The sequence below is a fragment of the Nocardioides mesophilus genome, from assembly GCF_014395785.1.
Lineage (GTDB): Bacteria > Actinomycetota > Actinomycetes > Propionibacteriales > Nocardioidaceae > Nocardioides_B > Nocardioides_B mesophilus.
In genome coordinates this window covers 2101087-2125901 of sequence record NZ_CP060713.1, presented here as the reverse complement: position 1 = coordinate 2125901, position 24815 = coordinate 2101087, and the positions used below count along the sequence as shown (strand labels likewise).

33 protein-coding genes, 1 tRNA gene and 1 pseudogene are annotated in these 24815 nt (G+C 70.9%); 12 read left to right on the top strand and 23 right to left on the bottom strand.

What is annotated here, in order from left to right; genetic code table 11:
* Positions 1-14: 14 nt before the first annotated feature.
* Entirely contained in the window at positions 15-203 is a 189-nt protein-coding gene (locus H9L09_RS22040) for a hypothetical protein (protein ID WP_246456401.1), read from the bottom strand.
* On the opposite strand from H9L09_RS22040, the pseudogene H9L09_RS22780 reads away from it, so the two are divergent.
* Positions 187-243: pseudogene (locus tag H9L09_RS22780) on the top strand (hypothetical protein); the annotation flags it as partial. The gene H9L09_RS22040 and the pseudogene H9L09_RS22780 overlap by 17 nt on opposite strands.
* A 65-nt stretch (positions 244-308) precedes the next feature.
* Complete coding sequence (locus tag H9L09_RS10140) at positions 309-527, top strand: hypothetical protein (RefSeq protein WP_187580462.1); 219 nt, start codon at positions 309-311, stop codon at positions 525-527.
* Here H9L09_RS10140 and H9L09_RS10135 read toward each other — a convergent pair.
* Together H9L09_RS10135 and H9L09_RS10130 are read right to left on the bottom strand one after the other, a co-directional pair.
* The gene (locus tag H9L09_RS10135) at positions 524-1993 is read right to left on the bottom strand and encodes a potassium/proton antiporter (protein ID WP_187580804.1); all 1470 of its coding nucleotides are present in this window, start codon (positions 1991-1993) and stop codon (positions 524-526) included. The two genes, H9L09_RS10140 and H9L09_RS10135, sit on opposite strands and share 4 nt — an antisense overlap.
* A gap of 235 nt (positions 1994-2228) precedes the next feature.
* The gene (locus tag H9L09_RS10130) at positions 2229-3299 is read right to left on the bottom strand and encodes a serine hydrolase domain-containing protein (protein ID WP_187580461.1); all 1071 of its coding nucleotides are present in this window, start codon (positions 3297-3299) and stop codon (positions 2229-2231) included.
* Positions 3300-3322: 23 nt separating this feature from the next.
* Between H9L09_RS10130 and H9L09_RS10125 the strand changes: the two genes are divergently transcribed.
* The 4 genes from H9L09_RS10125 (at position 3323) to H9L09_RS10110 (ending at position 6585) form a co-directional block, all read left to right on the top strand.
* Positions 3323-4501: a pyridoxal phosphate-dependent aminotransferase gene (locus H9L09_RS10125; RefSeq protein WP_246456400.1), complete on the top strand. Its 1179-nt coding sequence runs from the start codon at positions 3323-3325 to the stop codon at positions 4499-4501.
* A 25-nt stretch (positions 4502-4526) separates the two neighbouring features.
* On the top strand, positions 4527-5762 hold the full coding sequence (locus H9L09_RS10120) for an NAD(P)/FAD-dependent oxidoreductase (protein ID WP_187580460.1): 1236 nt from the start codon (positions 4527-4529) through the stop codon (positions 5760-5762).
* Positions 5759-5968 carry a hypothetical protein gene (locus H9L09_RS10115; RefSeq protein ID WP_187580459.1) on the top strand — a complete coding sequence of 70 codons (210 nt, stop codon included), beginning with the start codon at positions 5759-5761 and terminating at the stop codon, positions 5966-5968. The genes H9L09_RS10120 and H9L09_RS10115 overlap by 4 nt, the downstream gene beginning before the upstream one ends.
* A 161-nt stretch (positions 5969-6129) precedes the next feature.
* The gene (locus tag H9L09_RS10110) at positions 6130-6585 is read left to right on the top strand and encodes an ATP-binding protein (protein ID WP_187580458.1); all 456 of its coding nucleotides are present in this window, start codon (positions 6130-6132) and stop codon (positions 6583-6585) included.
* A gap of 19 nt (positions 6586-6604) precedes the next feature.
* On the opposite strand, the gene H9L09_RS10105 is transcribed toward H9L09_RS10110, so the two are convergent.
* The 3 genes from H9L09_RS10105 to trhA form a co-directional block, all read right to left on the bottom strand.
* Positions 6605-7063, bottom strand: a complete 459-nt coding sequence (locus H9L09_RS10105; protein WP_187580457.1) for a hypothetical protein — start codon at positions 7061-7063, stop codon at positions 6605-6607.
* Positions 7064-7204: 141 nt separating this feature from the next.
* Positions 7205-8392 carry a zinc-dependent alcohol dehydrogenase gene (locus H9L09_RS10100; RefSeq protein ID WP_187580456.1) on the bottom strand — a complete coding sequence of 396 codons (1188 nt, stop codon included), beginning with the start codon at positions 8390-8392 and terminating at the stop codon, positions 7205-7207.
* Positions 8393-8465: 73 nt separating this feature from the next.
* Positions 8466-9164 carry a PAQR family membrane homeostasis protein TrhA gene (gene trhA / locus H9L09_RS10095; protein ID WP_246456399.1) on the bottom strand — a complete coding sequence of 233 codons (699 nt, stop codon included), beginning with the start codon at positions 9162-9164 and terminating at the stop codon, positions 8466-8468.
* Positions 9165-9471: 307 nt separating this feature from the next.
* Between trhA and H9L09_RS10090 the strand changes: the two genes are divergently transcribed.
* Both H9L09_RS10090 and H9L09_RS10085 read left to right on the top strand, forming a co-directional pair.
* On the top strand, positions 9472-10278 hold the full coding sequence (locus H9L09_RS10090) for a pepsin/retropepsin-like aspartic protease family protein (protein ID WP_187580455.1): 807 nt from the start codon (positions 9472-9474) through the stop codon (positions 10276-10278).
* Between the two features lie 34 nt (positions 10279-10312).
* Positions 10313-10849 carry a GNAT family N-acetyltransferase gene (locus tag H9L09_RS10085; protein WP_187580454.1) on the top strand — a complete coding sequence of 179 codons (537 nt, stop codon included), beginning with the start codon at positions 10313-10315 and terminating at the stop codon, positions 10847-10849.
* A 146-nt stretch (positions 10850-10995) separates the two neighbouring features.
* Here the strand turns inward: H9L09_RS10085 and H9L09_RS10080 are convergent.
* From H9L09_RS10080 to H9L09_RS10070, 3 genes are all read right to left on the bottom strand, one after another.
* A tRNA-Ser gene (locus tag H9L09_RS10080) sits at positions 10996-11085 on the bottom strand.
* Between the two features lie 37 nt (positions 11086-11122).
* Positions 11123-11596, bottom strand: coding sequence for a nucleoside deaminase (locus H9L09_RS10075; RefSeq protein ID WP_246456398.1), 474 nt, complete (start codon positions 11594-11596; stop codon positions 11123-11125).
* A gap of 2 nt (positions 11597-11598) precedes the next feature.
* On the bottom strand, positions 11599-12096 hold the full coding sequence (locus H9L09_RS10070; RefSeq protein ID WP_187580453.1) for a tRNA adenosine deaminase-associated protein: 498 nt from the start codon (positions 12094-12096) through the stop codon (positions 11599-11601).
* Positions 12097-12195: 99 nt separating this feature from the next.
* Between H9L09_RS10070 and upp the strand changes: the two genes are divergently transcribed.
* Positions 12196-12837, top strand: a complete 642-nt coding sequence (gene upp / locus H9L09_RS10065; protein ID WP_187580452.1) for a uracil phosphoribosyltransferase — start codon at positions 12196-12198, stop codon at positions 12835-12837.
* Positions 12838-12900: 63 nt separating this feature from the next.
* Here the strand turns inward: upp and H9L09_RS10060 are convergent, their stop codons facing one another.
* The 5 genes from H9L09_RS10060 to H9L09_RS10040 all read right to left on the bottom strand — a co-directional run bounded on the left by H9L09_RS10060 (position 12901) and on the right by H9L09_RS10040 (position 16650).
* Positions 12901-13071, bottom strand: a complete 171-nt coding sequence (locus tag H9L09_RS10060) for a hypothetical protein (RefSeq protein ID WP_187580451.1) — start codon at positions 13069-13071, stop codon at positions 12901-12903.
* A gap of 74 nt (positions 13072-13145) precedes the next feature.
* Positions 13146-14525 (bottom strand): NAD(P)(+) transhydrogenase (Re/Si-specific) subunit beta, encoded by a 1380-nt coding sequence (locus H9L09_RS10055; protein ID WP_187580450.1) that lies wholly within the window; start codon positions 14523-14525, stop codon positions 13146-13148.
* The gene (locus tag H9L09_RS10050) at positions 14522-14830 is read right to left on the bottom strand and encodes an NAD(P) transhydrogenase subunit alpha part 2 (protein WP_187580449.1); all 309 of its coding nucleotides are present in this window, start codon (positions 14828-14830) and stop codon (positions 14522-14524) included. Before H9L09_RS10050 ends, H9L09_RS10055 begins: the two co-directional genes overlap by 4 nt.
* Positions 14827-15954 carry an NAD(P) transhydrogenase subunit alpha gene (locus H9L09_RS10045; RefSeq protein ID WP_187580448.1) on the bottom strand — a complete coding sequence of 376 codons (1128 nt, stop codon included), beginning with the start codon at positions 15952-15954 and terminating at the stop codon, positions 14827-14829. The genes H9L09_RS10050 and H9L09_RS10045 overlap by 4 nt, the downstream gene beginning before the upstream one ends.
* Positions 15955-16020: 66 nt before the next feature.
* Positions 16021-16650 carry a class I SAM-dependent methyltransferase gene (locus tag H9L09_RS10040; protein ID WP_187580447.1) on the bottom strand — a complete coding sequence of 210 codons (630 nt, stop codon included), beginning with the start codon at positions 16648-16650 and terminating at the stop codon, positions 16021-16023.
* A gap of 159 nt (positions 16651-16809) precedes the next feature.
* Between H9L09_RS10040 and H9L09_RS10035 the strand changes: the two genes are divergently transcribed.
* Positions 16810-17688, top strand: a complete 879-nt coding sequence (locus tag H9L09_RS10035) for an alpha/beta fold hydrolase (RefSeq protein WP_187580446.1) — start codon at positions 16810-16812, stop codon at positions 17686-17688.
* 15 nt (positions 17689-17703) lie between these two features.
* Here the strand turns inward: H9L09_RS10035 and H9L09_RS10030 are convergent, their stop codons facing one another.
* Complete coding sequence (locus H9L09_RS10030) at positions 17704-18438, bottom strand: MOSC domain-containing protein (RefSeq protein ID WP_187580445.1); 735 nt, start codon at positions 18436-18438, stop codon at positions 17704-17706.
* Positions 18439-18559: 121 nt separating this feature from the next.
* On the opposite strand from H9L09_RS10030, the gene H9L09_RS10025 reads away from it, so the two are divergent.
* Positions 18560-18745 (top strand): hypothetical protein, encoded by a 186-nt coding sequence (locus H9L09_RS10025; RefSeq protein ID WP_187580444.1) that lies wholly within the window; start codon positions 18560-18562, stop codon positions 18743-18745.
* A 296-nt stretch (positions 18746-19041) separates the two neighbouring features.
* On the opposite strand, the gene H9L09_RS10020 is transcribed toward H9L09_RS10025, so the two are convergent.
* The 7 genes from H9L09_RS10020 to H9L09_RS09990 all read right to left on the bottom strand — a co-directional run bounded on the left by H9L09_RS10020 (position 19042) and on the right by H9L09_RS09990 (position 23586).
* Positions 19042-19263, bottom strand: coding sequence for a helix-turn-helix domain-containing protein (locus H9L09_RS10020; RefSeq protein WP_187580443.1), 222 nt, complete (start codon positions 19261-19263; stop codon positions 19042-19044).
* A 2-nt stretch (positions 19264-19265) separates the two neighbouring features.
* Positions 19266-19961 (bottom strand): DUF2975 domain-containing protein, encoded by a 696-nt coding sequence (locus H9L09_RS10015; protein ID WP_187580442.1) that lies wholly within the window; start codon positions 19959-19961, stop codon positions 19266-19268.
* Between the two features lie 359 nt (positions 19962-20320).
* On the bottom strand, positions 20321-21046 hold the full coding sequence (locus tag H9L09_RS10010) for a DUF3800 domain-containing protein (RefSeq protein WP_187580441.1): 726 nt from the start codon (positions 21044-21046) through the stop codon (positions 20321-20323).
* Between the two features lie 45 nt (positions 21047-21091).
* Entirely contained in the window at positions 21092-21352 is a 261-nt protein-coding gene (locus tag H9L09_RS10005; protein WP_187580440.1) for a site-specific integrase, read from the bottom strand.
* A gap of 91 nt (positions 21353-21443) precedes the next feature.
* Entirely contained in the window at positions 21444-22103 is a 660-nt protein-coding gene (locus tag H9L09_RS10000) for a hypothetical protein (RefSeq protein WP_187580439.1), read from the bottom strand.
* 107 nt (positions 22104-22210) lie between these two features.
* Positions 22211-22468, bottom strand: a complete 258-nt coding sequence (locus H9L09_RS09995; RefSeq protein WP_187580438.1) for a hypothetical protein — start codon at positions 22466-22468, stop codon at positions 22211-22213.
* Between the two features lie 188 nt (positions 22469-22656).
* On the bottom strand, positions 22657-23586 hold the full coding sequence (locus H9L09_RS09990; RefSeq protein WP_187580437.1) for a 1,4-dihydroxy-2-naphthoyl-CoA synthase: 930 nt from the start codon (positions 23584-23586) through the stop codon (positions 22657-22659).
* Positions 23587-23643: 57 nt separating this feature from the next.
* On the opposite strand from H9L09_RS09990, the gene H9L09_RS09985 reads away from it, so the two are divergent.
* Positions 23644-24084, top strand: a complete 441-nt coding sequence (locus tag H9L09_RS09985) for a nitroreductase family deazaflavin-dependent oxidoreductase (protein WP_187580436.1) — start codon at positions 23644-23646, stop codon at positions 24082-24084.
* A 39-nt stretch (positions 24085-24123) separates the two neighbouring features.
* Here the strand turns inward: H9L09_RS09985 and H9L09_RS09980 are convergent, their stop codons facing one another.
* Positions 24124-24768, bottom strand: coding sequence for an ACT domain-containing protein (locus tag H9L09_RS09980; RefSeq protein WP_187580435.1), 645 nt, complete (start codon positions 24766-24768; stop codon positions 24124-24126).
* Positions 24769-24815: the final 47 nt, after the last annotated feature.

Below are 24815 nucleotides of genomic sequence, written 5' to 3'. Positions count from 1 at the left end.
GTCATGACCTCCCGTCACGTCACCACCGGGGTGACCCTCCTGGTGCTGCTCGGCATCCTGGTGCTCGGCCTCGTCGTCGGGGTGAACCGTCTGTTCGCGCCGATCAGCACGGAGAACCCGAGCGCCGAGCCGTCGACGAGCTGCCGCACGCTGGACAAGGGCCAGCGGCTGCGCTCCGAGGACGTCGTGGTCAACGTGTTCAACGCCGGCGACAAGGAGGGCCTGGCCGGCAAGACGCTCAACGCGCTGACCAACCGTGGCTTCCTCGCGGGCGAGGTCGACAACACCCCCGCGCCAAGGTGGCGCGGGTGCAGGTGTGGATCATCAAGGGCGAAGAGGCCGCCGGCCGGCTGGTCGCCAGCAACTTCGGCCCCCGGACCGTGGTGCGCACGCTCAAGAGGGACTTCGCCCCCGACGGCGTCGACGTGGTCGTCGGCGACGACCTCGGCAAGCTGGCCCGCGCGAACCGCACGGTCAGGGTCGCCGAGCCGCTCGAGGTGTGCCCGCCCAGCGCCGCCGCCGGCTAGGGCTCCTGGAGCCAGTGCGCGAGCCTGCCCCGGCGCGACACCGCCCGGAGCCGCTCCTCGGTCTGCTCCCGCAGCTTGCGCGGGGTCACCACCAGCAACTCGTCCCCCTGTCGCAGCACCGTCCGGGTGTCCGGGACCAGCGTGTGTCCCTCGCGGACCACCAGGGAGACCGACGAGCCGAGGGGCAGCCGGAGCTCCCCGACCTCGACGCCGTGCAGCCGTGAGCGTCGCGTGATGCTCACCTGGAGCAGGTCGGCGGCGATCCGCTCGAGCGGCGCCGCCTCCACCTCGAGGTCCCGCGGCTCGTCGCGCTGCGCGACGCCGAGCAGCCGCGCCACCAGCGGCAGCGTCGGGCCGGTCAGCAGCGTGTAGATCACGACCATCACGAAGACGATGTCGAACAGCTCCTGCGAGCCCTCCACGTCGGCGGCCAGCGGGATCGTGGTGAGCACGATGGGTACGGCGCCGCGCAGCCCCGCCCAGGAGACGAAGAGCCGTTCGCGCAGCGACAGCGGCAGCGCGAACCAGCAGGCGAAGACCGAGAGCGGTCGGGCGACGTAGGTCAGCAGCAGCCCGGCCAGCACCGCCAGGAGCACGTGGCTCCACGAGATCCGGCCGGGCGAGAGCAGCAGCCCGAGCATCACGAACAGGCCGATCTGGGCCAGCCAGGCGACCCCCTCGGCGAAGGACCGGGTGGCGGCGCGGTGCGGCAGCTCGCTGTTGCCCAGCACGAGTGCCGCGACGTAGACGGCGGCGAACCCCGAGGCGTGCAGCGCCGCGGTGCCGGCGTACGCCAGCACCGTCAGTGCCAGCACCGCCAGCGGGTAGAGGCCCGAGGACGGGAGCGCCACGCGGCGCATCACCCAGGCGCCGCCGAAGCCGACCGCCAGCCCGGCGACCACGCCGAGCACGAGCTCGTAGACGACGATGCCGGCGAAGCCGAGCACCCCGTGGTCCAGGGCGGTCCCGGAGCTGACGAGGGTGACCAGCAGGACGGTCGGCGCGTCGTTGAGGCCGGACTCCGCCTCGAGGGCGCCGGTCAGGCGGCGCGGCAGGGGCACCCGACGCAGCACCGAGAACACCGCCGCGGCGTCTGTCGGCGAGGTGACCGCCCCGAGCAGGATCGCGAGCTGCCACTCCAGGCCGAACAGGTAGTGCCCTCCCAGCGCCATGATGCCGACGCTGACCGTGACGCCGAGCGTGGCCAGGGACACCCCGAGCTTCATGGCCGGCCGGATCTCCGACCAGCTCGTGGTCAGGCCGCCCTCGGCCAGGATCAGCACCAGCGCGGCGAAGCCCAACGCGTGCGCGACGTTGGCGTCCTCGAAGCGGATCCCCGCTCCGGCCTCACCGAGCAGCACGCCCATGAAGAGGTAGACCAGCAGGCTCGGCAGGCCGACACCGACCGAGAGCCGCACCGCGAGGATCGCCACGAGCATGACGACGGCGCCGATCAGGAGGACCATGTCCAGCTGATGCACGTCGAAGCTCACTGGCACCTCGCCATCAGTCGGGGCAGGCGGCCTCAGTGTAGGGGTGGGGGAAGGCGGAGCGACCGCCCTCGTCGGGGGATGGACGAGGGCGGCCGCGACCGAGAGGAAGCGCAGTGCACCCAGGGCATACGCACCGACCGCCCCTGCGGAGAAGCGTCGCCCGGGGTCGCGCACGCACGCCATAGCCCGAACGGGTGACCGGTCGCGCTCACAGCGGCGGCAGCCCGAGGACCTCGCGCAGCGTGTTCTCCAGGCGGTCGACGCGGTCGTGTCCGGCCACGTCACCGGTGACGAAGGAGAGGGCGTACTGACCGACGTCGCTCCACCAGCCGACGCTCCCACCGGTGCCGCCCATCCCGAACCCGTCGGCGTCGACGGCGACGCCGAGGCCCCAGTCGCGGACCTCGCCGACGACCCGGTCCTCGCCGTGCGCCGAGACCGCGGTCATCTCCGCGAGCAAGGTCGACGAGAGCAGCCGGCCGGTGGCCAGCGCGGCGTAGAGCCCGGCCACCGCCCGCGCGGTCCCGTGCCCGTTGACCGCGGCCACCTCCGCACGTCGCCACGCCGCACCGTTCACCACCGCCGGGTCGTACGCCCCCGGTGGGTTGGCCCGCGCCCGCATCATGAACCCGTCGCCGGACTCGCCGCGCCGCCGGAACTCCTCGCCGTAGCCGGTCAGGTCCGCCACCCGGCCCAGGTCCTGCTCGGGGACCCCGACGTGGAAGTCCAGCCCGAGCGGCCCGCAGACCTCCTCGCGCAGGAACCCGCCGAGGGTGCGGCCGTCGACGCGGTGCACCACCTCGCCGAGAAGGTGGCCGTAGAACAGCGCCGACTCGCCGACGCCGTCCCCGGGCGGCCAGGCCGGCTGCTGCCGCTCGAGCAGCCGGCACATCAGGTGCCAGTCGTAGAAGGCCTCCGTCGGTGCGGGCGCCTCGAGCAGCACGTGTCCCGCGGTGTGGTCGAGCACCTGCCGGACGGTGGCGCCGCCGGGCAGGGCCGGCCAGTACGTCGTCATCGGCGCGTCCAGGTCGACCTTCCCGCGATCGACGAGGAGCAGCACGCAGAGGGCGGCGAACGGCTTGGTCACCGAGTACGGCATCACCAGCGTGTCCCGCTGCCAGGGGCGGGTGCGGGCCGCGTCGGCGAAGCCGCCCCAGACGTCGACGACCCAGTGGCCGTCGTGCCACGCGGCGAAGGCCGAGCCGGTGCCGGACGAGGCGGCGACGATCTCGGCGAAGACCTGGCGCACCGGCGCGAAGCGGTCGGGCATGGCGCTCATGCTTGCACGGATACCGTGACCGAGTGCAGACCTTGCAGGTGGCCGCCCGCGCCGCCGTACCCCCCTTCCACGTCATGGACCTGCTCGCCGCCGCCGCCGAGCGGCAGCGCAGCCACGGCGACCTGCTGAACCTGGTCGCGGGCCAGCCCTCCACCCCGGCTCCGGGGCCGGTGCGCGAGGCAGCCCGGCGTGCGCTGGACCAGCACGTGCTCGGCTACACCGTGGCCTCCGGGATCCCCGAGCTGCGCGAGGCGATCGCGGGCCACCACGCACGCCGGCACGGCATCGACGTCGACCCCGCTGACGTCGTGGTCACCACCGGCTCCTCCGGAGGGTTCCTGCTGGCGTTCCTCGCCGCCTTCGAGGCCGGGGACCGGGTGGCGATCGCGCGGCCGGGCTACCCCTGCTACCGCAACGTCCTGACCGCCCTCGGCTGCGAGGTCGTGGAGCTGCCGACCGGCCCCGGGTCCCGCTACCAGCCGACCGTGGCGATGCTGGAGGAGCTGCAGGCCGACCGTCCCGTGCAGGGGCTGGTGGTGGCCAGCCCGGCCAACCCCACCGGCACCATGCTGCGCCCCGAGGAGCTGGCCGGGCTGGCCCGCTGGTGCGAGGGCAACGGCGTCCAGCTGATCAGCGACGAGATCTACCACGGGATCGAGTACGCCACCCCGCGGCTCGGCTCCTCGGCCTGGGAGACCTCCCGGGAGGCGGTGGTCTTCGACTCGTTCTCCAAGTACTTCTCGATGACCGGGTGGCGGATCGGCTGGATGCTGGTGCCGGAGCGGCTGCGCCGACCGGTCGACGTGCTGACCGGCAACTTCACGATCTGCCCGCCGGTGCTCTCCCAGCACGCGGCGGTCGCGGCGTTCACCGAGGAGTCCTACGCCGAGTGCGACGGCCACGTGACCCGGTACGCCGAGAACCGGGCGCTGCTGCTCGAGGGTCTGCCCCGGCTGGGGATCGACCGGCTGGCCCCGGCCGATGGGGCGTTCTACGCCTACGCCGACGTCGGCCACCTCACCGAGGACTCGATGGCGCTCTGCCACCGGCTGCTCGCCGAGACCGGCGTGGCGACGGCTCCGGGCATCGACTTCGACACCGAGGCGGGGAACCGCTTCCTGCGCTTCTCCTTCGCCGGCAGCACCGCCGAGGTGGCCGAGGCCCTGGAGCGGCTAGAGAAGTGGCTGCCCGGCGCGCTGTGAGGGGGCCGACGGCTAGGTTGGAACCATGAGCGCTGACACAGGTCCCCTCGTCGTCGTCGGCGGCGGGCTCGCCGGCGCCAAGGCCGTCGAGGCCGCCCGGGCCGCCGGGTTCGGCGGCGAGGTGGTGCTGGTGGGCGCGGAGCCGCACCTGCCCTACGAGCGGCCGCCGCTGTCCAAGGACTACCTGATGGGCAAGGCGCCCTTCGAGGACGCGGTCGTGCACGACGAGGGCTGGTACGCCGCGCACCAGGTCGACCTGCGCCGGGGGGTCACGGTGACCGCCCTCGACCTCGAGCGCCACGAGGTGCGGATCGGTGCGGAGTCGCTGCGCTACGAGCGGCTGCTGCTGGCCACCGGCGCGGTCCCCCGGCGGCTCGCGATGGCCGACTCCTCGGGCGCCCCGGTGGCCTACCTCCGCTCGGTCGACGACAGCGACCGGCTCCGCGCCGCGCTGCGCCCCGAGGCCCGGATCGTCGTCGTCGGCGGCGGCTGGATCGGCCTGGAGGTCGCCGCCGCCGCCCGCAACGCCGGTGCCCAGGTCACGGTGGTGGAGCCGCTGGAGCTGCCGCTGCTGCGGGTGCTCGGTCCCGAGGTCGCCCGGATCTTCGCGGCCCTGCACCGCAGCCAGGGCGTCGACCTGCGGTTGGCCACCTCGATGGAGGGCGTCGCAGCGGCCGGTGCGGGCGCCGCCGTACGCCTCGGGGACGGGTCCACGCTGGAGGCCGACCTGGTGGTCGTCGGGATCGGCGTCGTCCCGGACACCGCGCTGGCCTCCGAGGCCGGGCTCGAGGTCGACAACGGGATCGTCGTCGACGAGCACCTGCGGACCTCGCACCCCGACGTCTTCGCCGCCGGCGACGTGGCCTCCGCCTGGCACCCGCTGCTGCGTCAGCGGGTCCGCGTCGAGCACTGGGACAACGCCGTCGAGCAGGGCACCGCGGCCGGACGCAACCTGGCCGGCGAGAGTGTCGCCTACGACCGGATGCCGTACTTCTTCACCGACCAGTACGACCTCGGCATGGAGTACGTCGGGCACGTCGGCGCCCAGGGGTACGACGCCGTGGTGGTGCGCGGCGAGCCGAGCGCGGGCAGCGACCCGTTCACCGCGTTCTGGCTGCGCGAGGGCCGGGTGCTGGCCGGGATGCAGGCCAACGACTGGGACGCCACCGACGCGATCCGAGCCCTGGTCGGCCGGTCGGTCGACGTGCCCTCGCTGCAGGACACCTCGGTGCCGCTCTCAGAGCTGGCCGACGGGGCATGAGCGAGGATCCTCGCGGCGTCCTGGAGCGCTGGCTCGCCTTCGGCGGCTCCTGGGAGGTCGCGCACCGGGACGCCGCCGGGGTCACGCTGGCGCTGCTGCGCTGCGACGGCGGCGAGGAGATGTCACGGGTGACGCTGCCGGCCGCGGAGTTCGCCGCGTGGCAGCGCGCCAATCCGGACGAAGCGGACGAACGTCACAAGACCTGACGACACGCACGAAGGTGAAATACTCCAGAACCCCTGGTCAGGGCGGCCGAACACGAGCAGGATCGTGAGGCGGAGAGCGTCTCGGGCAATCGGGGCGACGGGGAGTGATGCAGGCACGGGGGTGCGGCATGTGCGACAAGACACCGGGACTTCACCTGGTGATGACCACGGAGACGCCAGGAACCTGGCAGATCCGCCAGCTGGTGCGTCAGAACCTGTGCCGCAGCCACGCAGGCCATCTCGAGCTCGATGCGTGCGTGGTCGCCACCGAGCTTGTCACCGATGCCCGCAGCTCCGGCCCGGCGTCGCTGGCGGTGAGCCTCGAGTGCTGGCAGGACAGCCTGCTGATCGCCCTCGAGGACCGCAGCACCTCGGAGGTCGACGTCGACCCTCAGCGGCAGTACCTCTCCAAGCTGCTCATCGACCGGCTCACCACCGGGTGGGGCGTCGACGAGCTGCCGGACGGCCGCCGGCTCTGGGCCGTGATCTCGACCGCCCAGCAGTCGTTCGCCCGGACCGCGTCGGGCGGCTCGCAGGACCGCGGCTCGCTGCGCCTGCTCACCGACGACCGACCGAGGTCTGAGCGCGGCCACAGGTCCGCCAGCCGCTCCCGGTGACGCAGCCGGACGTAGGTCGCTACCGCATGCGGTACCCCATGCCGTAGCCCATGTCGTCGTCGTGGTGCCGCTCGCGGTGGAACCTGCCGTAGGCGACCACCGTGCCGGACCGGGTCACCTTCACGCGCGTCCCGGCGAAGCAGCGGGGCACCCCGGAGTGCCGTTCGAGGTGGGCACGGCCGTACTGCGAGACCCGCATCCGGCCGACGAAGTCGCCGTGGACCGAGACGCGCACGGTCTTGCCGGCCAGCGCGCGCACACCCCTGAGATGGACCGACAGCTCGCGGTGGCCGCCGCCGGACTCGTACTCCGCGTGCCCGGCCGCCCGGGGGTAGGCCCGGGTGCTGTGCAGCGCGGTGTCGAGCTCGCGCTCTCCCGAGGCCTGGGCCGCCTGACCCGGCAGCGCGAGCAGCCCCGTCGTTGCCGTCGCCAGCGCGAGCGCGGCCCCGGCGATCCTGCTGCGGGTGGTGTGGCTCATCTCGGATCCCTCCCGGACTGGTGTCGTTGCTGACTCCACCCTGGGACGAAGCCGCCGCCCGGCCACAGGGCCCTTGAGCCGTGACCGGGCGGCGGACGTCCCGAGCCGGGCCAACCGCCCGGAACCGCTGGAGGGTGCGGGTCAGGGTCGGAAGACCACCTTGACCATGCCCTCCTCCTTCTTCTGGAAGTGCTCGTAGGCGTTCGGCGCCTCGTCCAGCGGGAGGTGGTGGGTGGCGAAGGACTCGACGCCGAAGACGTCCTCCTCGGTCAGCATGCCCAGCAGCTGGTCGGTCCAGGCCCGTACGTTCGCCTGCCCCATCCGCAGTTGCACTTGCTTGTCGAACATCTGGAACATCGGCATCGGGTCCAGGGCGCCGCCGTAGACACCGGCGACCGAGATGGTGCCGCCGCGGCGCACCGAGTCGATCGCGGTGTACAGCGCGGCCATCCGGTCCACGCCGGCCTGCTTCAGCATCGGCTCGGCGAGCGCGTCGGGAAGCATCCCGACGAACTTCTGCAGCGTCGCCGCGGCCGGCGAGCCGTGTGCCTCCATCCCCACCGCGTCGATGACCGCGTCGGCGCCGCGGCCACCGGTGCACTCCCGGACCACCTCGGCCACTCCCGAGACCTTCTCCGCCTCGTCGAGGTCGAGGATCTCGGCGCCGTACTGCTCCACGCGCGCCAGCCGCTCGGGGACACGGTCGACCGAGATGACGCGGTGGCCCGCGCGGACGCCCATCCGGGCCGCCATGTCGCCGATCGGGCCGGCGCCGAGCACGAGCAGGGTGCCGCCGTCGGGGACGTCGGCGTACTGCAGCGCCTGCCAGGCGGTCGGCAGCACGTCGGAGAGGAAGAGGAAGCGATCGTCCGAGGGCCCCTGCGGCACCTTGACCGGGAGGAAGTCGGCGAACGGCACGCGGAGGTACTCCGCCTGACCGCCGGGCACCTGCCCGTAGAGCTTGCTGTAGCCGAAGAAGCTGGCTCCCGTGCCGTGCTCGTGGTTCTGCGTGGTCTCGCACTGGCTGTAGAGCTTGCGCTCACACATCCAGCACGACCCGCAGCAGACGTTGAACGGGACGACCACCCGGTCCCCGACCTTCAGCGAGGTGACGGCGCTACCCACCCCCTCGACGATGCCCATCGGCTCGTGACCGACGATGTCGCCGGCCTCCATGAACGGCGCCAGGGTCTCGTAGAGGTGCAGGTCGGAGCCGCACAGCCCCGAGGAGGTCACCTTGATAACCGCGTCGGTGGGCTCCTCGATGCGCGGGTCCGGGACCTCGATCACCCGCATGTCGTGGACGCCCTGCCAGGTCACTGCCTTCATCGTCGGTCTCCTCGTGTCGCGTCGTGGGCAAGGCTCACGCCATACCCGTCAACGCGATCCGCATGCGGACCGGTCAGCGCAGGGAGTACGCGGCGATGGAGACACCGGCGTAGTGCGCGGCGAACGCGACGACGGTGAGGAAGTGGAAGACCTCGTGGAAACCGAACCACTGCGGCACCGGGTTGGGCCGGCGGAACCCGTAGACCACCGCACCGAGGGTGTAGAGGAAGCCGCCCAGGGCCAGCAGCACGACGACCGCCGTGCCGGGGTAGCGGGCGAAGTCGCCGGCGAAGAAGACCGACGCCCAGCCGAGCGCGATGTAGACGGGGGTGTAGACCCAGCGCGGCGCGTCCGGGACGAACAGCCGGAACGCGATCCCGATGGCGGCGCCGCCCCAGGCGATGCAGAGCAGCACCACGCGGTCGGTCCCCTCCAGCAGCATCAGGCTGAACGGTGTGTAGCTGCCCGCGATCAGCAGGAAGATGCTGGCGTGGTCGATCCGGGTGAGCACCAGGTTCGTGCGCGGCGACCAGCCACCGCGGTGCATCGTCGCCGAGACGCTGAACAGCAGCAGCGCGCAGCCGGTGAAGATGGCCGACCCGATCCGGACGCTGCCCGGCGGGGAGAGCGCGACCAGCAGGATCCCGCCGATCAGCGCGAGCGGGGCGGCGGCCGCGTGCAGCCAGCCGCGCATCCGCGGACGCACCTCCGCGACCACCTCGGCCACCTGCTCGGTGACGCGGTGCGCCGCGGCGCTGCCTGAGTAATCCACCCCTCAGTTTTACCCCGAACCCGGGGCCGTGAAGCAAAGCGCCTGTATTGGTCCAGACCCCCGAACCTGCCCCCGGCCCCCTCCGCCCCCTCCGCCCCACGGGCCCCTGCCGCCTCCCGATTACCACGGTATGCAGGAGATCTGATGCTTCCCATGGGTTGAGGCCCCAGGGAAGCGTCAGAACTCCATGGGAAGTGCCTGTCCGGCGGTACGGCGCCCTCCGCGCCGCGTCCCCGCAGGCGCCCCCGCCCTCATCGCCGGCGGGTGGTGACCGCTTCGCGGGGTGGGGGACCAGTAGGGTCGCGCCGTGCACCGAGACGGCGTCGAGCTGACCTTCCGGCAGGTCTCGGGACTGCGACCGTTCGTGGCCGCCGAGGTCGACGGCCATGCCGTCAGCCTCATGGTGCACTCCAACGCGGGTTTCCGGGCGATGGTGACCCACGACGTCGCGGCCCGCACCGGCCTGTGGCTCGCGCCGGTCGAGCGCGCGGACTACGGCATCGAGGAGGTCGGCAAGCTCGGCAGCCGGGGCCGGACCACCGCGACGGCGAGCCTCCGGGTCGGCAACGACGTTGCCGACGGCGTCGAGATCGCGGTGTTCGACGTACCGCAGGACGAGCCGGTCGACGGCATGCTCGGCGTCGGCTGGCTGCGCGAGCGCGGTGCCGTCGTCGACCTGGGCCGTGGCCGCCTGCACTTCGACGGTCCGCCCGCAGCCGGCACGAGCCTGGTGTGGGACGAGGACTGGCAGGCGTACGTCGTCGTGAGCACCGCCGCCGGTCAGCCCGTGCGCTTCGTGGTGTCGACAGTCGCCGGCGTCGTCGTCGACACCGTCGCCGCCGACCGCCTCGGGCTCGGGCTCGGCCCGGTGGTCGACAGCGATGGCGGACCGACGGGCAGCGTCGTGGACGTCCGGCCGGTCGAGGGCTCGTGGACCGTGGATCTGGACGGCCGGCCGCGACCCGTCCCGGGTGCCGTCAGCTGGGACCTCTACGCGTATGCCAACCGTCCGCGGCCGTCCGGCGCGATCGACGGCTTCCTCGGCTGCGAACTGCTGGTCCAGGAGGGGGCGGTCGTCGACTTCAGCAGCGGCACGCTCCGCCTGCGGCCCTGAGATGGCCGTCATGACTCTCCGCTCAGGAGCAGGGTTGCCGGAGGACTGCGGGTTCAGCCTGCGTCCTCTGCACCCTGACGATGCGGCACGGTTCGCGGAGGCGCTCAACGACGACCATGTCCGCTACTGGATGCACGGGGTTCCCGACCCTTACACCGAGGCTGACGCGCTTCGGGATCTGTCCGGTCCGGATGACACCGCGGTCGGAGACCTCGACCCCTACTGGGCGTGGGCCATGGCTGACGCGCAGGACCGGCTGGTGGGCAAAGTGGCCCTGTCGGACCGGGAAGACGCCACGATGAGCCTCTCCTACTGGCTGCACCCGGAGGGTCGTGGGCGGGGCTGGATGACCACCGCAGTCACGGCGGTAACCACCTGGGCCTTCACGTCCTCCGGCCCTGGGCTCTCGACCGTTCGAGCGAATGTCGCCAGGGACAACCGGGCCTCCCGATCCGTGCTCGAGCGCGCCGGGTTCGTCGTCGCCGAGACGCACGCTGAGTATCGAATGGGAGACGGTTCCTACGCTCCCGGCATGCGGTACCTGCTCCACCTTGCCGAATCCGCCTCGTGACAAGCAGGGCGACTCTGTCGATCGCTCGGACCCCAACCACGCCCAGAAACGGAGAACGCCGCCCCGGCGACCCCGTGTGCGGGACTCCGGAGCGGCGCTCCTCGGACTTTCGTCTGCTCGGGTACAGATTTCTCGTCTGTAGCCCATGGCGGTGGCGGTGGGATTTGAACCCACGGTGGGCTTGCACCCACACACGCTTTCGAGGCGTGCTCCTTAGGCCGCTCGGACACGCCACCGCCGACGAGGGTACCGGAACCGGGCGTTCGGTCGAAATCAGGCCCGGTCACCACGGTGACCGGCGAAGAAGTCCAGCAGCAGGTCGGTCGACTCGTGGGCCAGCACGCCGCTGATCACCTCGGGCCGGTGGTTGAGCCGCCGGTCGCGGACCACGTCCCAGAGCGACCCAACCGCGCCGGCCTTGTCGTCGAACGCGCCGAACACGAGCCGCTGCACCCGGGCGAGCACCAGCGCACCGGCGCACATCGTGCACGGCTCGAGCGTGACCACCAGCGTGCAACCGTCGAGCCGCCACTCGCCCCGCGACCGCGCGGCCTCGCGCAGCGCCACGACCTCCGCGTGCGCGGTCGGGTCGGCGTACGCCTCGCGCTCGTTGCGGCCGCGCCCGATCACCGCGCCGACGGGGTCGAGCACGACGGCGCCGATGGGTACGTCGGAGGTGGCCAGCGCCGCACGCGCCTCGGCGAGGGCCTCCTGCATCGGGGCGGCCCAGAGGTCGGAGGTTCCCATCGTCAGCCGGCGCTGACCCCGATGGTCTCGTCGAAGAGCGACCCGAAGCCGAGCCGGGCGGCGATGTCGCCGAGCATCTCGTCGGGGTAGAGGCCCACGTCGTCGAGCAGCGCGCCCATGTCCATGGGCCCCATGCCGAGGTCGGCGACGATCGAGACGTCACCACCCGGCAGCTGCTCGTCGTCGTCGTCGGGCACCGGCAGCTCGAGCGCGTCCACGGCGGCGCGGGCGATCGGCCAGTCGGTGGCGGCGGTGACGTCGCTGAGCAGGATCTTGACCTGCGGGCCGAGCACGCGCACCAGGAGGAAGAAGTCCTCGTCGATCGAGACCAGCCCGAGCGCACCGCCGTCCCCCGGGAACCGACGCAGCTCCTGGGCGAAGCGGTCCAGGTCGGCGGCGTCCTCCGCGGCGAGCTCCTGGACCTGCCAGACACCCTCCTCGCGATAGGCGACCAGGGCGAAGTCGACACCCTCTGCGTTGGCGTCGAACTCGGCGCTCATGCGGCCTCCTCGGCTGGTGGACACGCTGCCTACCAACCCTGATGGTGGCACGCTGCCCGTCGTCGCACCAGGGAGAGTCCGGGCAGTAGGTTGAGCCCCATGCGCATCCACGTGGCTGACCACCCCCTGATCGCCCACAAGCTCACCACGCTGCGCGACGAGCGCACGGATTCGCCGACCTTCCGCAGGCTCGCCGACGAGCTGGTGGCGCTGCTGGCCTACGAGGCGACGCGTGACGTGCGGGTCGAGCCGGTCACCGTGCGCACCCCCGTGGCCGAGGCCGAGGGGGTCCGGCTGGCCTCGCCGAAGCCGCTGGTGGTGCCGATCCTGCGGGCCGGGCTCGGCATGCTGGAGGGCTTCATGCGCCTCATGCCCACGGCCGAGGTCGGCTTCCTCGGCATGGTGCGCAACGAGGAGACGCTCGAGGCGGCGACGTACGCCGAGCGGCTGCCCGAGGACCTGTCCGGGCGCCAGTGCTACGTGCTCGACCCGATGCTGGCCACCGGCGGCACGCTCGCCGCCGCGATCAGGTTCCTCACCGACCGCGGCGCCGACCACATCACCGCGATCTGCCTGTTGTCCGCCCCCGAGGGTTGCGAGCGCCTGGAGCGCGATCTCGACGGGATCGGCGTACCGGTCAGCGTGGTGACCGCGGGCATGGACGAGCGGCTGAACGAGAAGGGCTACATCGTTCCCGGGCTCGGCGACGCCGGCGACCGGTTGTACGGCGTCGCCCAGTAGCCGCCCAAGAACCAACCCAGCAGCCGACCCGGGAGCCGGCGAGCCGCAACCCGCGCCGGCCGCTCAGAAGTTGAAGACCGGCACCTTGCCGGTGGCGACCAGCAGCATGATCACCACCACCAGGAGGCCCAGGACGAGGTAGTCCCAGCTCTTGGAGCGGGTCTCGTCCTGCGACTCGGGTGCGTCGTAGCGGTGGCCGTCGGGGCGCGCCAGCCGGTCGTCGTCGTCAGCCATCTGCAGGACCTCCAGCAAACATCAGTCGCGGATCGGGGTCCCTCCCGGCCGGGAGTCTAGCCAGGCGCGAGCGCTCAGAGCGACTTCACCGCGGACAGCAGCTTGCCCAGGGTGTCCTTGGCGTCGCCGAACAGCAGCGTGGTCTTGGGGTCGAAGAGCAGCTCGTTCTCGATGCCGGCGAAGCCCGGTCGCATGGAGCGCTTGAGGAAGACGATCTGCTTGGCCTCGTCGGCGTTCAGGATCGGCATGCCGTAGATCGGCGCCCCGGGGGAGGTCTTCGCGGCCGGGTTGACCACGTCGTTGGCGCCGACGACGAGGACGACGTCGGTCTGCCGGAACTCCCCGTTGATGTCGTCCATCTCCTTGAGCTGCTCGTAGGGCACCTGGGCCTCGGCGAGCAGCACGTTCATGTGGCCGGGCATCCGGCCGGCGACCGGGTGGATGGCGTAGTCGACGGTGGTGCCGCGCTCACCGAGCACGTCGACGAGCTCGCGCAGGGTGTGCTGCGCCTGGGCCACCGCGAGGCCGTAGCCCGGCACGACGATCACCTTGGAGGCGTAGCCGAGCAGGATCGCGACGTCCTCGGCGCTGGCCGAGCGCACCGGCCGGTCCGAGGCCTCGCCGGCGCCGAGCGTCGAGCCGCCCTTGAGCGCCCCGAACAGGATGTTGACGACCGAGCGGCCCATCGCCGCGGCCATCAGCTTGGTGAGGAAGGAACCCGACGCCCCGACCAGGGTGCCGGCCACGAGCAGCAGGGTGTTGCCCAGCACGTAGCCGCCGGCCGCGACGGTCAGGCCGGTGAACGCGTTGAGCAGCGAGATCACGATGGGTACGTCGGCGCCGCCGACCGGCAGCACGAGCAGCACCCCGACCAGCAGGCCGAGCAGGCCGAGCACCACACCGGTGGCCGTGGACGGGTCGGCGACGGTGAGCACCGCGAGCACGACCGCGCCGAGCAGGCCGGCGGCGAAGAGCACCGGCAGCCCGGGGAAGACCACCGGCCGGGAGGTCATCAGCTCCTGCAGCTTGAGGAAGGTGATCACCGAGCCGGAGAACGAGATGGCGCCGACCACGATGGTGAACGCAGTCGCGGCGAGCTCGAACCAGCCTGCCTCGCGGCCGGTCATGTGCTCGAGCTCGAGCAGCGCCACCAGCGAGGCGGCCCCGCCACCGACGCCGTTGAACAGCGCCACCATCTGCGGCATCTGCGTCATCTGCACCCGTTGCGCGCCGACGAAGCCGATCGCCGTGCCGACCGCGATCGCGCCGAGGATCCAGCCGACGTGGTCCAGGTCGAGGTAGAAGAAGACCACCGCGCAGCCGACGACCGCGGCCGCGGCGCCGATCAGGTTGCCGCCGCGGGCGGTGCGCGGGCCGGAGAGGCCCTTGAGCGCCAGGATGAAGCAGACCGCGCAGGCCAGGTAGACCAGCTGGACCCAGGTCGGCGTCGTCATCGGCCCTCCCCCCGCGGCTGCGCCGGCTTCTTGCGGGTGAACATCTGCAGCATCCGGTCGGTGACCACGAAGCCGCCGACCATGTTGACCGCGGCGAGCACCACCGCGACCAGGCCGACCACGAGCGCGAGCGTCGAGTCGGCGGTGCCGGCGACGATGATCGCGCCGAGCAGGATGATCCCGTGGATCGCGTTCGCCCCGGACATCAGCGGGGTGTGCAGCGTCGAGGAGACCTTGGAGATGACCTCGATGCCGACGAAGACGCTGAGCACGAAGATGGTGAGCCAGACGACTTCCTCGCTCATGCCGGTCCTCCTTCCAGGGCGAGCCGGGTGGGTTCGTGTCGCACCACGCCGCCGTGCGTGACGCACGAGCCGAGGACGATCTCGTCCTCGAAGTCGGGGGCGAACCCGCCGTCGCGGGTCATCAGGGTCACCAGGTTCACGACGTTCTGGGCGTAGAGCCGCGAGGCGGGGCCGGGCATCTGGGCCGGGACGTTGGCGCCGCCCCACACCTGCGCGTGACCGATCCGGACCACCTGGCCGGGCAGCGACCCCTCGACGTTCCCGCCGCTCTCGGCGGCGAGGTCGACGACCACCGAGCCGGGGGACATCTGCTCGACCATCTCGGCGGTGACCAGCATCGGGGCCTGCCGGCCGGGGACGGCGGCGGTGGTGATCAGCGCGTCGGCGGCCGCGATGTACGGCGTCAGCAGGTCGCGCTGGCGTGCCGCGCGGTCCTCGGTCATCTCGCGGGCGTAGCCGCCCGTCCCCTCGAGGGTCTCCAGCTCCAGGTCGATGGACTGGGCGCCCATCGACCGGATCTCCTCGGCGGCGGCGGCGCGGACGTCGTAGGCCTTCACCACCGCGCCCAGTCGCTTCGCGGTCGCGATCGCCTGCAGCCCGGCGACGCCGGCGCCGAGCACGACGACCTGCGCGGGCGGGATGGTGCCGGCGGCGGTCATGTTGAGCGGGAAGAACCGGTGCAGCAGCCCGGCGGCGACGATCGCGCAGCGGTAGCCGGAGACCAGCGACTGCGAGGAGAGCGCGTCCATCGACTGGGCGCGGGAGATCCGCGGCACCAGCTCCATCGCGAAGGCGGTGACGCCGCAGTCGCGCAGGTCGGCCACCAGGTCCAGGCTCTGGTTGACCGGCAGGAAGGAGACCGTGGCGGTGCCCGGTGGGAGCATCCGCACGCGGCCCGGGTCGAGCGGGTTCACCGAGACGACGAGCGCGGCGCCCTCGAGCGCCTGCTCGGAGACCTCCGCCCCGGCCGCGACGTACTGCTCGTCGGCGTGCAGCGCACCCGCCCCGGCACCCGGCTCGACGACGACGCTGTAGCCCAGGGCGGTCAGCTTGCCGACCAGCTCGGGCACGAGCGCGACGCGGGTCTCCCCCGCGCGGGTCTCCTTGGCGACTGCGATCCTCACGCTTGGCAACGTAGGGCACCGGGCCGGGGACGCGCGTCATTTGCGACGCGCGTCACAGGCCGAAGGTCAGCGGTCGCGCCGGTGCACCCGGACGACATAGCCGCCACGCTCGGCGTACGGCGCCGCCTGCCACGTCGAGAACCGGTCCACCGGGCGCAGGCCGGAGGCCTCCGCGGCCTCGTCGTACTCCTCCAGAGGGGTCACCGGGCAGCCCTGGGGCAGGTGCAGGCGGTCCAGACCGAAGCCCGCCACCAGCAGGCCGTCGGGGCGCAGCGTGGCGACCAGGCCGGCGACCGCCGCCGGCAGGGTGCCGGGCGCGAGCAGCGGGACGACGTTGCCGGCCATCAGCACCAGGTCGTACGGCGCCCGCTCGACCACCCCGGCGGGCAGGTCGGCGAGATCACCGCGCAGCCAGGTGGTGGCCGGCCGCTCACGGCGGGCCACCGCGAGCATCGACTCCTCCACGTCGACGCCGACCACGTCGTAGCCGAGCTCGGCCAGCCGGATGGCGACCCGGCCGGTGCCGCAGCCGGCGTCCAGCAGCCGGGCGCCCGGCCCGACCAGGGTGGACACGAAGGACGCCTCGCCGTGCACGTCCTCGCCGCGGGCCGCGAGCTCGGCGAAGCGGGCCTGGTAGTCGTCGCCGGTGAGGCCCTGGGAGAGCTGCTGCCAGCGGGTGAGCGGCTCGTCGGTCATGAGGTCGACTCTGCCAGGTGCCCGGCAGCGGGGCCCGGACGGACTCGTCGACGGAGGGACGGGCAGGCTACTGTCGGGTAAGTTGGTAGTCGAGCGAGTCCGGCGACACCACGTGGGCCGAGGTGTCCGAGGTTGTCCGAGGCTGGTCGAGGAGAGGTCATGGAGCCGTTCACCGTCCGTCACGTGACGCTGCACGGCCACGAGCTCTCCTACCTCGACAGCGGCAAGGGCGAGGTGCTGCTGTTCATCCACGGGATCCTCGGCTCGCACCGCAACTGGTCGCACCTCATCGACCGGCTCGACGACAACCACCGGGTGCTGGTGCCGGACCTGTTCGGTCACGGACACTCGGCCAAGCCGATGGGCGACTACTCGCTCGGCGGCCACGCCGCCACGCTCCGCGACCTGCTGGACCGGCTGGGCATCGACCGGGTCACCCTGGTCGGGCACTCCTTGGGCGGCGGCATCGCGATGGAGTTCTACTACCTCTTCCCCGAGCGGGTGGAGCGCCTCGTCCTCGTGGCCAGCGGGGGCCTGGGCCGCGAGGTGAACCCGATCCTGCGCTCCGCGACCCTCCCGGGCGCGGAGTACGTCCTTCCGGTGATCGCGTCGCGCTGGGTGCGGGGCCGCGCGGAGAGCGCCGGACGGTTGCTGTCCAAGGTCGGCTGGAAGCCCGGCTCCGACATCACCGCGATCTGGCAGGGCTTCACCTCGCTGGGTGACGGGGAGAGCCGGCGTGCCTTCCTGGCCACCACCCGCTCGGTCATCGACCCGGGCGGCCAGAGCGTCAGCGCCCACGACTACCTGCCCGACGCGTGCCCGGTCCCGACCTTGATCGTCTGGGGCTCCCGGGACCGGATGATCCCGGCCTGGCACGCGATCAGCGCCCAGCAGGCGATGTCGCAGTGTCGCGTCGAGCTCTTCCAGGGCGCCGGTCACTTCCCGCACCTCGACGAGCCGGACCGGTTCGCCGACGTGGTCAGGGACTTCGTCGCCAGCACCCGGGGCGACCAGTGCTCCGACGCCGCCGGCGCCTGATCCCGACCACGACACTCAGCCCACGAGGCGCGCCTGGTCGCCGACTGCGACCGGGCCGGGCACGACGACGTCGGCGACCACCCCGATCTGCGCGTCGTTGAGCTCGCCGAGCGTCTTGAGCAGGTGCGGCTCGGCCGCGAGCTCGGCCTGCGGGAGCGTGATCATCACGCAGCGCGGCATCGGCGCCCGGATCGCCAGGACCAGCCGCTCGCCGATCTCCACCTGGCGTCCCACCCAGTCGTCCTCCAGGAAGGCCGGACCGGCGTCGGTCTCGAGCACCAGGTTGGGGCGCAGCCGGCGCGGCTCCACGACCGCACCCTGTCCCTGCTCCAGGGCCCGCAGGCTGGCGGTCGTCACCAGGTGCACTGGCCCCTCGTCGAAGTGCGAGAGATCCTGCTCGCGGGCGAGGGCGACCGGGCGCCCGAGGTGCGCGGAGAGCGCCGCGTGGACCGCCGGGTCGTCGCCGCGCAGCACCCGTCCGTCGGGGAACGAGAGGGCGGGTACGTCGCCGTCCGCCCGCGCCGCGAGCTGGAGGAGGCCGTCCATCTTGCTGAACCGGCGCGTGGACTTGCCGCTGCCGAGCCTGCCGTCCGGGTCGCGCACCGCCCACAGCCGGTCGCCCTGCAGGCCCCGCTCGTCGACGTGCACGGACAAGATTTCCTCACCGACGAGCGATTTGACCGGGTAGCGCCATATGCTCGAGATCCGGCCGAGAGCGGGCCGGAGGCCGGACGGGGTCACGGTCTTCATCCTGACAGAAGAGCCGGCCCCGCACGTTTCGATACGCGGCACCGGGAAAGAGTGCTGGTTGTATCGGGCTTCCAGTCACGGGACCGCCACGATTCCTGCGCACCTTGGCTGGTGAAACGACATGGATCTCGATCCGTTCGACTTCGACCTCGCTGAGCTGCCGTTCGACGCCGAGCGGCTCGACGAGGCCGACCTCACCATCGAGCTGGTCCTGCGGGCGTCCGCGGCAGCCGGACCGCTCACTCAGGCTGAGATCGACGAGATACTGGGGATTGCGCCGCGCTCGGAGGAGCCGGACTCGAGTTGAGGCGCGCCTCCGCGGACCTCACCCCCACGAGCACAGCGCAGCAGCCCGAGAAGACAGCCGCGACGACACCGACGGCGAGCCAGACGAGCTGCACCGACTGCACCCGATCGTGGTCCGCGGCGTGCCGGCCGAGAACTCCGCAGGAGACGACGGCGGCCAGACCGAGAACCCACGCCAGGCGAAACAGCTGGGTGGTGGTCAGGCCGGCGTCCTCCGATGATCCGCTCATCGGCGCAAGGTACCTGAGCGACGCCACCCGGAGGCTCCGATTGCAGGTCGAGACCGGCTCCCCTGCTTCATTCCTCCAGGTTGAGGAGGTCGCCGGGTTGGCACTGGAGCTCGCGGCAGATCGCGGTCAGCGTGGAGAAGCGAACCGCCTTTGCTCGGTTGTTCTTGAGCTTGGAGAGGTTCGCGAGAGTCACGTCCACCCGGCGGGCGAGCTCTGTCAGGGTCATCCCGCGCGTCTCCAGGAGGCTGTCCAGCCGGCACACGATGCGGTGCGGCTCCTCGACCGGCACGCCTACACCACGTCCTCTAGCTCGTCCCTCATCGCCACCCCGTGGCCCCACACCTGGGCGAGGACAGCGATCAGCAGGCCGGCCAGCACCGGCACCCAGGAGATCGACCAGTCCCGCGCCACGATGTTGCTCGCGCCGGAGCTGTCCAGCAGCCAGCGGCGCAGCACGGCTCCCAGGACGGAGATGAGCGTGCCGCCGACCGCCACCACCCCCGCGAGCAAGCGAAACCGGCGTGCGTTGGCCTCCGTGAACGGATCACCCTCTCGCACAGAGCGAACGATGAGCAGGACCAACCACAGCGCTCCGGCGGCAAGCAACGGGGCCGAGGCACGCCACGACACCCACAGCAGCCGTTGCGCCAGCGAGGGAGCCGGGAAGCCGACCTGGCCGAAGAACGGCCCGGTCACCTCCACCGGCCTGCCGCCGGTGCGGGCGTCCACGGTTCCCGTCTCCGTGTCGCGCCACGTCGGCGCACCCCGCACCAGGACCCCAGCACCTTCTGCGAACTGCGTCTCCACCGACATCTCGTACTGGCTCGCCCCGACCACCGGCCACTGCGGCTCGAAGTTGAGCAGTCGGAGGCCGTTCGGCCCCAGGAGCATCGACAACCCCGCGCCAAGACTGATCAGCACGACGACGAGGATCACCCCCTCGACCACACGCATGCGGGCTCTTCTATCGACGCTGGAAGTGGTCATGTCGCCCTCGGTTTATCGATAATCGATGTTATCGAAGAACGATACACACACCACGGCTCCCTGTCTCGCCGATGTCTCCACCAGCTGGCGAGCACAACGGTTCCTTGCTCCGTGGCGGCGACCTGCGCAACGCGTCAGGTCAGTAGTACCAGGGGAACGGCGACAACCAGGCAGATCCGCACTCACGGGACGGTGTAGGGCGGCCCTGTGTCACCCAGGTGTCACAACAACTCACTAAAGGCTCCGGGGAGGGGGCTCGTGATTCTGTCGGGCATCGCTGCTACATTCAGGATTGCAGGCCGCAGCGCAAGCGCCGCCCGCACCGCCTTCAGCCCCGTCCATGACGGGGCTGTCGTGCGCTACGGCCAAGAACCCACGTCACAGAGCTTCCCGCAGTCGATGATGCGCCCCCATAACTTCGCCATGGCTTGCTCGGACCGGATGTCCTGCTCGAAGACCGTCATACGCCTTCGGTAGATGAACGCGAGCATGTCAGCGGCCTGAAGCATGCGGGATTGATGGCTGGGAGCGAAGTGCACGGTATCGAGTAGGCGCTCGAGAGTCGTATGCATGTAGACGCCAGGTGTGCCAGACGTTTGGTAAGTGGCAAAGCGCTCTCTGTGCCGCTCGCGATCGCTACGGTTGTCCGCGATCATGAGGGCGTAGGTGTCTTGCCGCTTTGCCACTCGATTCGCCCGCTGGAGGATGTGCTGAAAGCAGACCTGCTCAGCCGGAAAATGAACGCGGTAGTTCTCGCGCGCCTGCCGCGCCTTAAGCAGGCGGTTGTCAACCGACCGAAGAATCATCGTGACATCCGCTGAGGTGATGGCGTTGACCACCTTGAAGAAGAGGCCAACTCGCGCCCGTGCACCGACGTTGCTCCACTCGTCCTTGCCGTGGAACATCGGATGCGCGTGGAATTCGGTCGTCCTTGGTATGCCGAAGTCGACTGACGCCTGGCTCATAATCCGGTTCAAGTCGTCGGTGAGAGCCTTAGTCGCGTGCTCGTCCGCGAGCAGGGCAGCAAAACCATGGAAGTCACCGTGGTTGGATTCGTCGACATAGCAGAGCAACACGAGCGTCATCTTGCCAGGCATTTCCCGCGCCCGGCGAAGCATGGGTGGGTCGATTTACTGGGTGACGAGACTCCTGCTTGCTTTGGTCCACGCGTAATCGACCGCGCGCCGGGTGCGATCCTCCGTGTTCGGCATCATGTGACCGTATACGGCCAACACCATCGCGGGTGTGTCGCCAATTCGCTCGGCAACGGTCACGACGGACTCGCCAGCGTCCAGCAGCACGGAGACGTAATGGTGGCGCAAGTCGTGCGATGAGGTTCCGACGGGCAGCCCCGCCTTGACGACAGCCGCGGCGATGGCGCGGTAATACACCTCATGCGCGTACGGCCGCCTGCGAGTCGTCTGCCCTGTGAAGACGGTGCCGTCGGCCGACTGTGCGCCAGGCCGAGTCGCTGCCCGGTGGTCAGTCGAGCATCAACTCTTGGACCTGCTCCGAATCCAGCACTGACTGGCCGATTGAAAGCAACTCGAAGTAGATCGCATTCAAGTCAGCCACCTTCATCTCAACTGCCGAATCCAAGGCGGCGAACTGCTCTGCCACGTGCGCCTTCGCGTGACCGCGCGTCTCGTCGAAGTGGACCCCACCAAGGCGATTGCCCACGAACTGAATGATGTTACGGCGGCTTACTGCTACGCCGGCGACTCGAATACCCGTCGAATCGAGGAACGTTGACAGGGTTGAGGTCCTCGTCGGTGGACCATCGGTCGCCCGCTCGTAGCGATTTCTAATCTCCTCCTCGGTCAGCACCTTCGAGCTCACCAAGGTTGCTGAGACTTGCGCCCCGCCATTCCTCGCGCCACCTGCCCCTGCGAACTGCAACGCCTTCAAGTCAACGCCTTCGAGGTAGGCCCTCATGTCTACCGTGGTGACCTTGATCTGGCCCTTGTGCCCGAGCGACTTCCAGTAATTCGTAAGCAAACCATTTCCGTTGTCGATCAATAGTCGCCGCAGCGTCGCCGAATCTCGCCGCAGGTTGTCCTCCTCCAACCGGTCGACGCTGGACCACTGCCTCTGCAAATACCGCAGATCACTGACAACCAGCCGTCCAAGTTCGCTCGTCACGTTCGCCAGATTACGGATGTGCCTGACCGAGGGAGACGTTTTGAGCCGCCGAGATTCGCAGACGCGGTACCCCGAATCGCCGTCGGCGGAAGATGCGGCGCACCCTGTCAGTAGCAGCCTGCATCGCGGAGCTTGACATCGATGTAGCTCATCAGGTCCACACTGCCGTTCGCGTCGGCGTTGTCGAACTGTGTTTGAAGCCCCGCACAGTCAGCAGAGTTGGCTAGTCCGTCGATCCGGTCCTGCACGTCTGACGCGTATTCGCCCCAGTCGACCTCAGGGAGATCAGCGGTGTCCGCGGACGAGCACCCCGCGAAAAACGAAAACGGAATGGCTAACGCAACGGCGAGGACATTTCCCTTCATACGACGCGACCCTATTGGCCATCTGCCCGATTCAGAGGAAATTTCCGTCGCCATCGACACCTGCAACCCTCTCGCAAGAGAGGTCAGGACCGCCCCCCGCCCGTGTCACAGAGGTGTCACAGTGCGCCGGTGTGCGGAGACTTGCCTGCGCGTGCACCTAGGGCGGTGTGGACGCGTCCGAGCGTCCGTCAGTAGTACCAGGGGAACTCGGACCAGTCGGGCTCGCGCTTCTCCAGGAACGCGTCGCGCCCCTCGACTGCCTCGTCGGTCATGTAGGCGAGCCGGGTCGTCTCGCCGGCGAAGAGCTGCTGGCCGACGAGCCCGTCGTCGATCAGGTTGAAGGAGTACTTCAGCATCCGCTGCGCGGTCGGTGACTTGCCGTTGATCTTGCGGCCCCACTCCAGCGCCGTGCGCTCGAGGTCGGCGTGGTCCACGACCGCGTTCACCATGCCCATCCGGTGCGCCTCCTCCGCGGTGTACTCGTCACCGAGGAAGAAGATCTCCCGGGCGAACTTCTGGCCGACCTGGCGGGCGAGGTACGCAGAGCCGAACCCGCCGTCGAAGGAGCCGACGTCGGCGTCGGTCTGCTTGAACCGGGCGTGCTCGCGGGAGGCGATCGTCAGGTCCGAGACCACGTGCAGCGAGTGGCCGCCGCCCGCCGCCCAGCCGGGCACCACGCACAGCACCACCTTGGGCATGAACCGGATCAGCCGCTGGCACTCCAGGATGTGCAGCCGGCCGAGCTTCGCCTTGTCCACCGTGTCCGCGGTCTCACCGTCGGCGTACTGGTAGCCGGCGCGGCCGCGGATCCGCTGGTCCCCGCCCGAGCAGAACGCCCAGCCGCCGTCCTTGGCCGAGGGCCCGTTGCCGGTGAGGATCACGCAGCCGACGTCGCTCGTCGTCCGCGCGTGCTCGAGGACCCGGAGCAGCTCGTCGACCGTGTGCGGCCGGAACGCGTTGCGGACCTCGGGCCGGTCGAAGGCGATCCGCACGGTGCCGTGCTCGACCGCCCGGTGGTAGGTCAGGTCGGTCAGGTCCTCGAAGCCCGGGACCTGCCGCCAGGCGGCGGGGTCGAAGGTCTCGGACACGGGCCGGGCGGTGGCGGAGTCGTCGGACATGGCGCTCAATCTAGGCGAGAGGCGGAACAAGCCGGGCCCGGAGGTCGTTGTCCTGCTATGCCTCTCACCGGTGAGTACGTCCCCAGCTCCGAGCAGTGGGTCCGCGACCAGGTCGAGCTCTACGAGAGCTCCGGTGGCACCGCGGGCACGACGCTGCGCGACACCGGGTTGCCCGTGGTGGTGGTGACCTCGCTCGGTGCCCGCAGCGGGAAGATCCGCAAGACCCCGTTGATGCGGGTCGAGCACGACGGTGCCTACGCCCTGGTGGCCTCCCAGGGCGGTGCGCCGAAGCACCCGACCTGGTACCACAACCTGGTGGCGCACCCGCTGATCGAGCTCCAGGACGGTCCGGTCCGCCAGGACATGACCGTCCGTCTCGTGACCGGCGAGGAGAAGGCGCAGTGGTGGGAGCGCGCGGTCGCGGCCTTCCCCAACTACGCCGACTACCAGCGCCGGACCGACCGGGAGATCCCGGTCTTCGTCGCCGAGCCGCGCTGACCCATCCCGTCGCGCCGGCCCGGTGCCCGGCGGTCCGGCTCAGCCGGCGCGGGCGATCGAGACGGCCAGGGCGGCGAGGTGCTGCAGCCGGGCCAGCTCGGAGTCCAGCACGTCGGGACCGCCGCGGCGGCCGAACAGAACCAGCGCGTCGTCGCCGAGCGGTGCCCCGGCCAGCAGCGTGCCGTCGAGGTGGGTCCACTCATGCGGCAGGTCCAGGCGCGCGGCCTGCGCCAGCTCGAACCACTGCGGAAGCCCGACCACGACCTCGGGGGCCGCGGAGGTGCGGTGCAGCACGGTCGCCCCGGTGCCGTCGGCCCGCAGCCGCATGGCCCAGTCCGCGCGGAACGTGATCGGCAGCAGGTCGACGAGCTCGTCGAGCGCCGTGGCCGGCGACTCGGTCAGCTGCTCGACGGCCTCGAGGTCCAGGAACAGGTTGCCGCCGGCGGCGTACCGCGAGATCCAGACCACCTGCACCCCGTCGAGCTGGTTGCAGGCCGAGACGATCGAGTCGGGCATGATCCCGGGCGCGGTCTCGAGGAGCACGTCGTCGACCGCGGTGCCGTCGCGACGGTGCTCGACGATCTCGATGGCCTCGATGTCACCGCCGGCCTCACCGATCGCGGTCGCCACCCGACCCAGCGAACCGGGCACGTCCGGCAGCTCCACACGGAGCAAGAACGGCATGCCACCCATTCCCTTCACAGCACGAGGGTCGTCCTGGTCCGGACCCT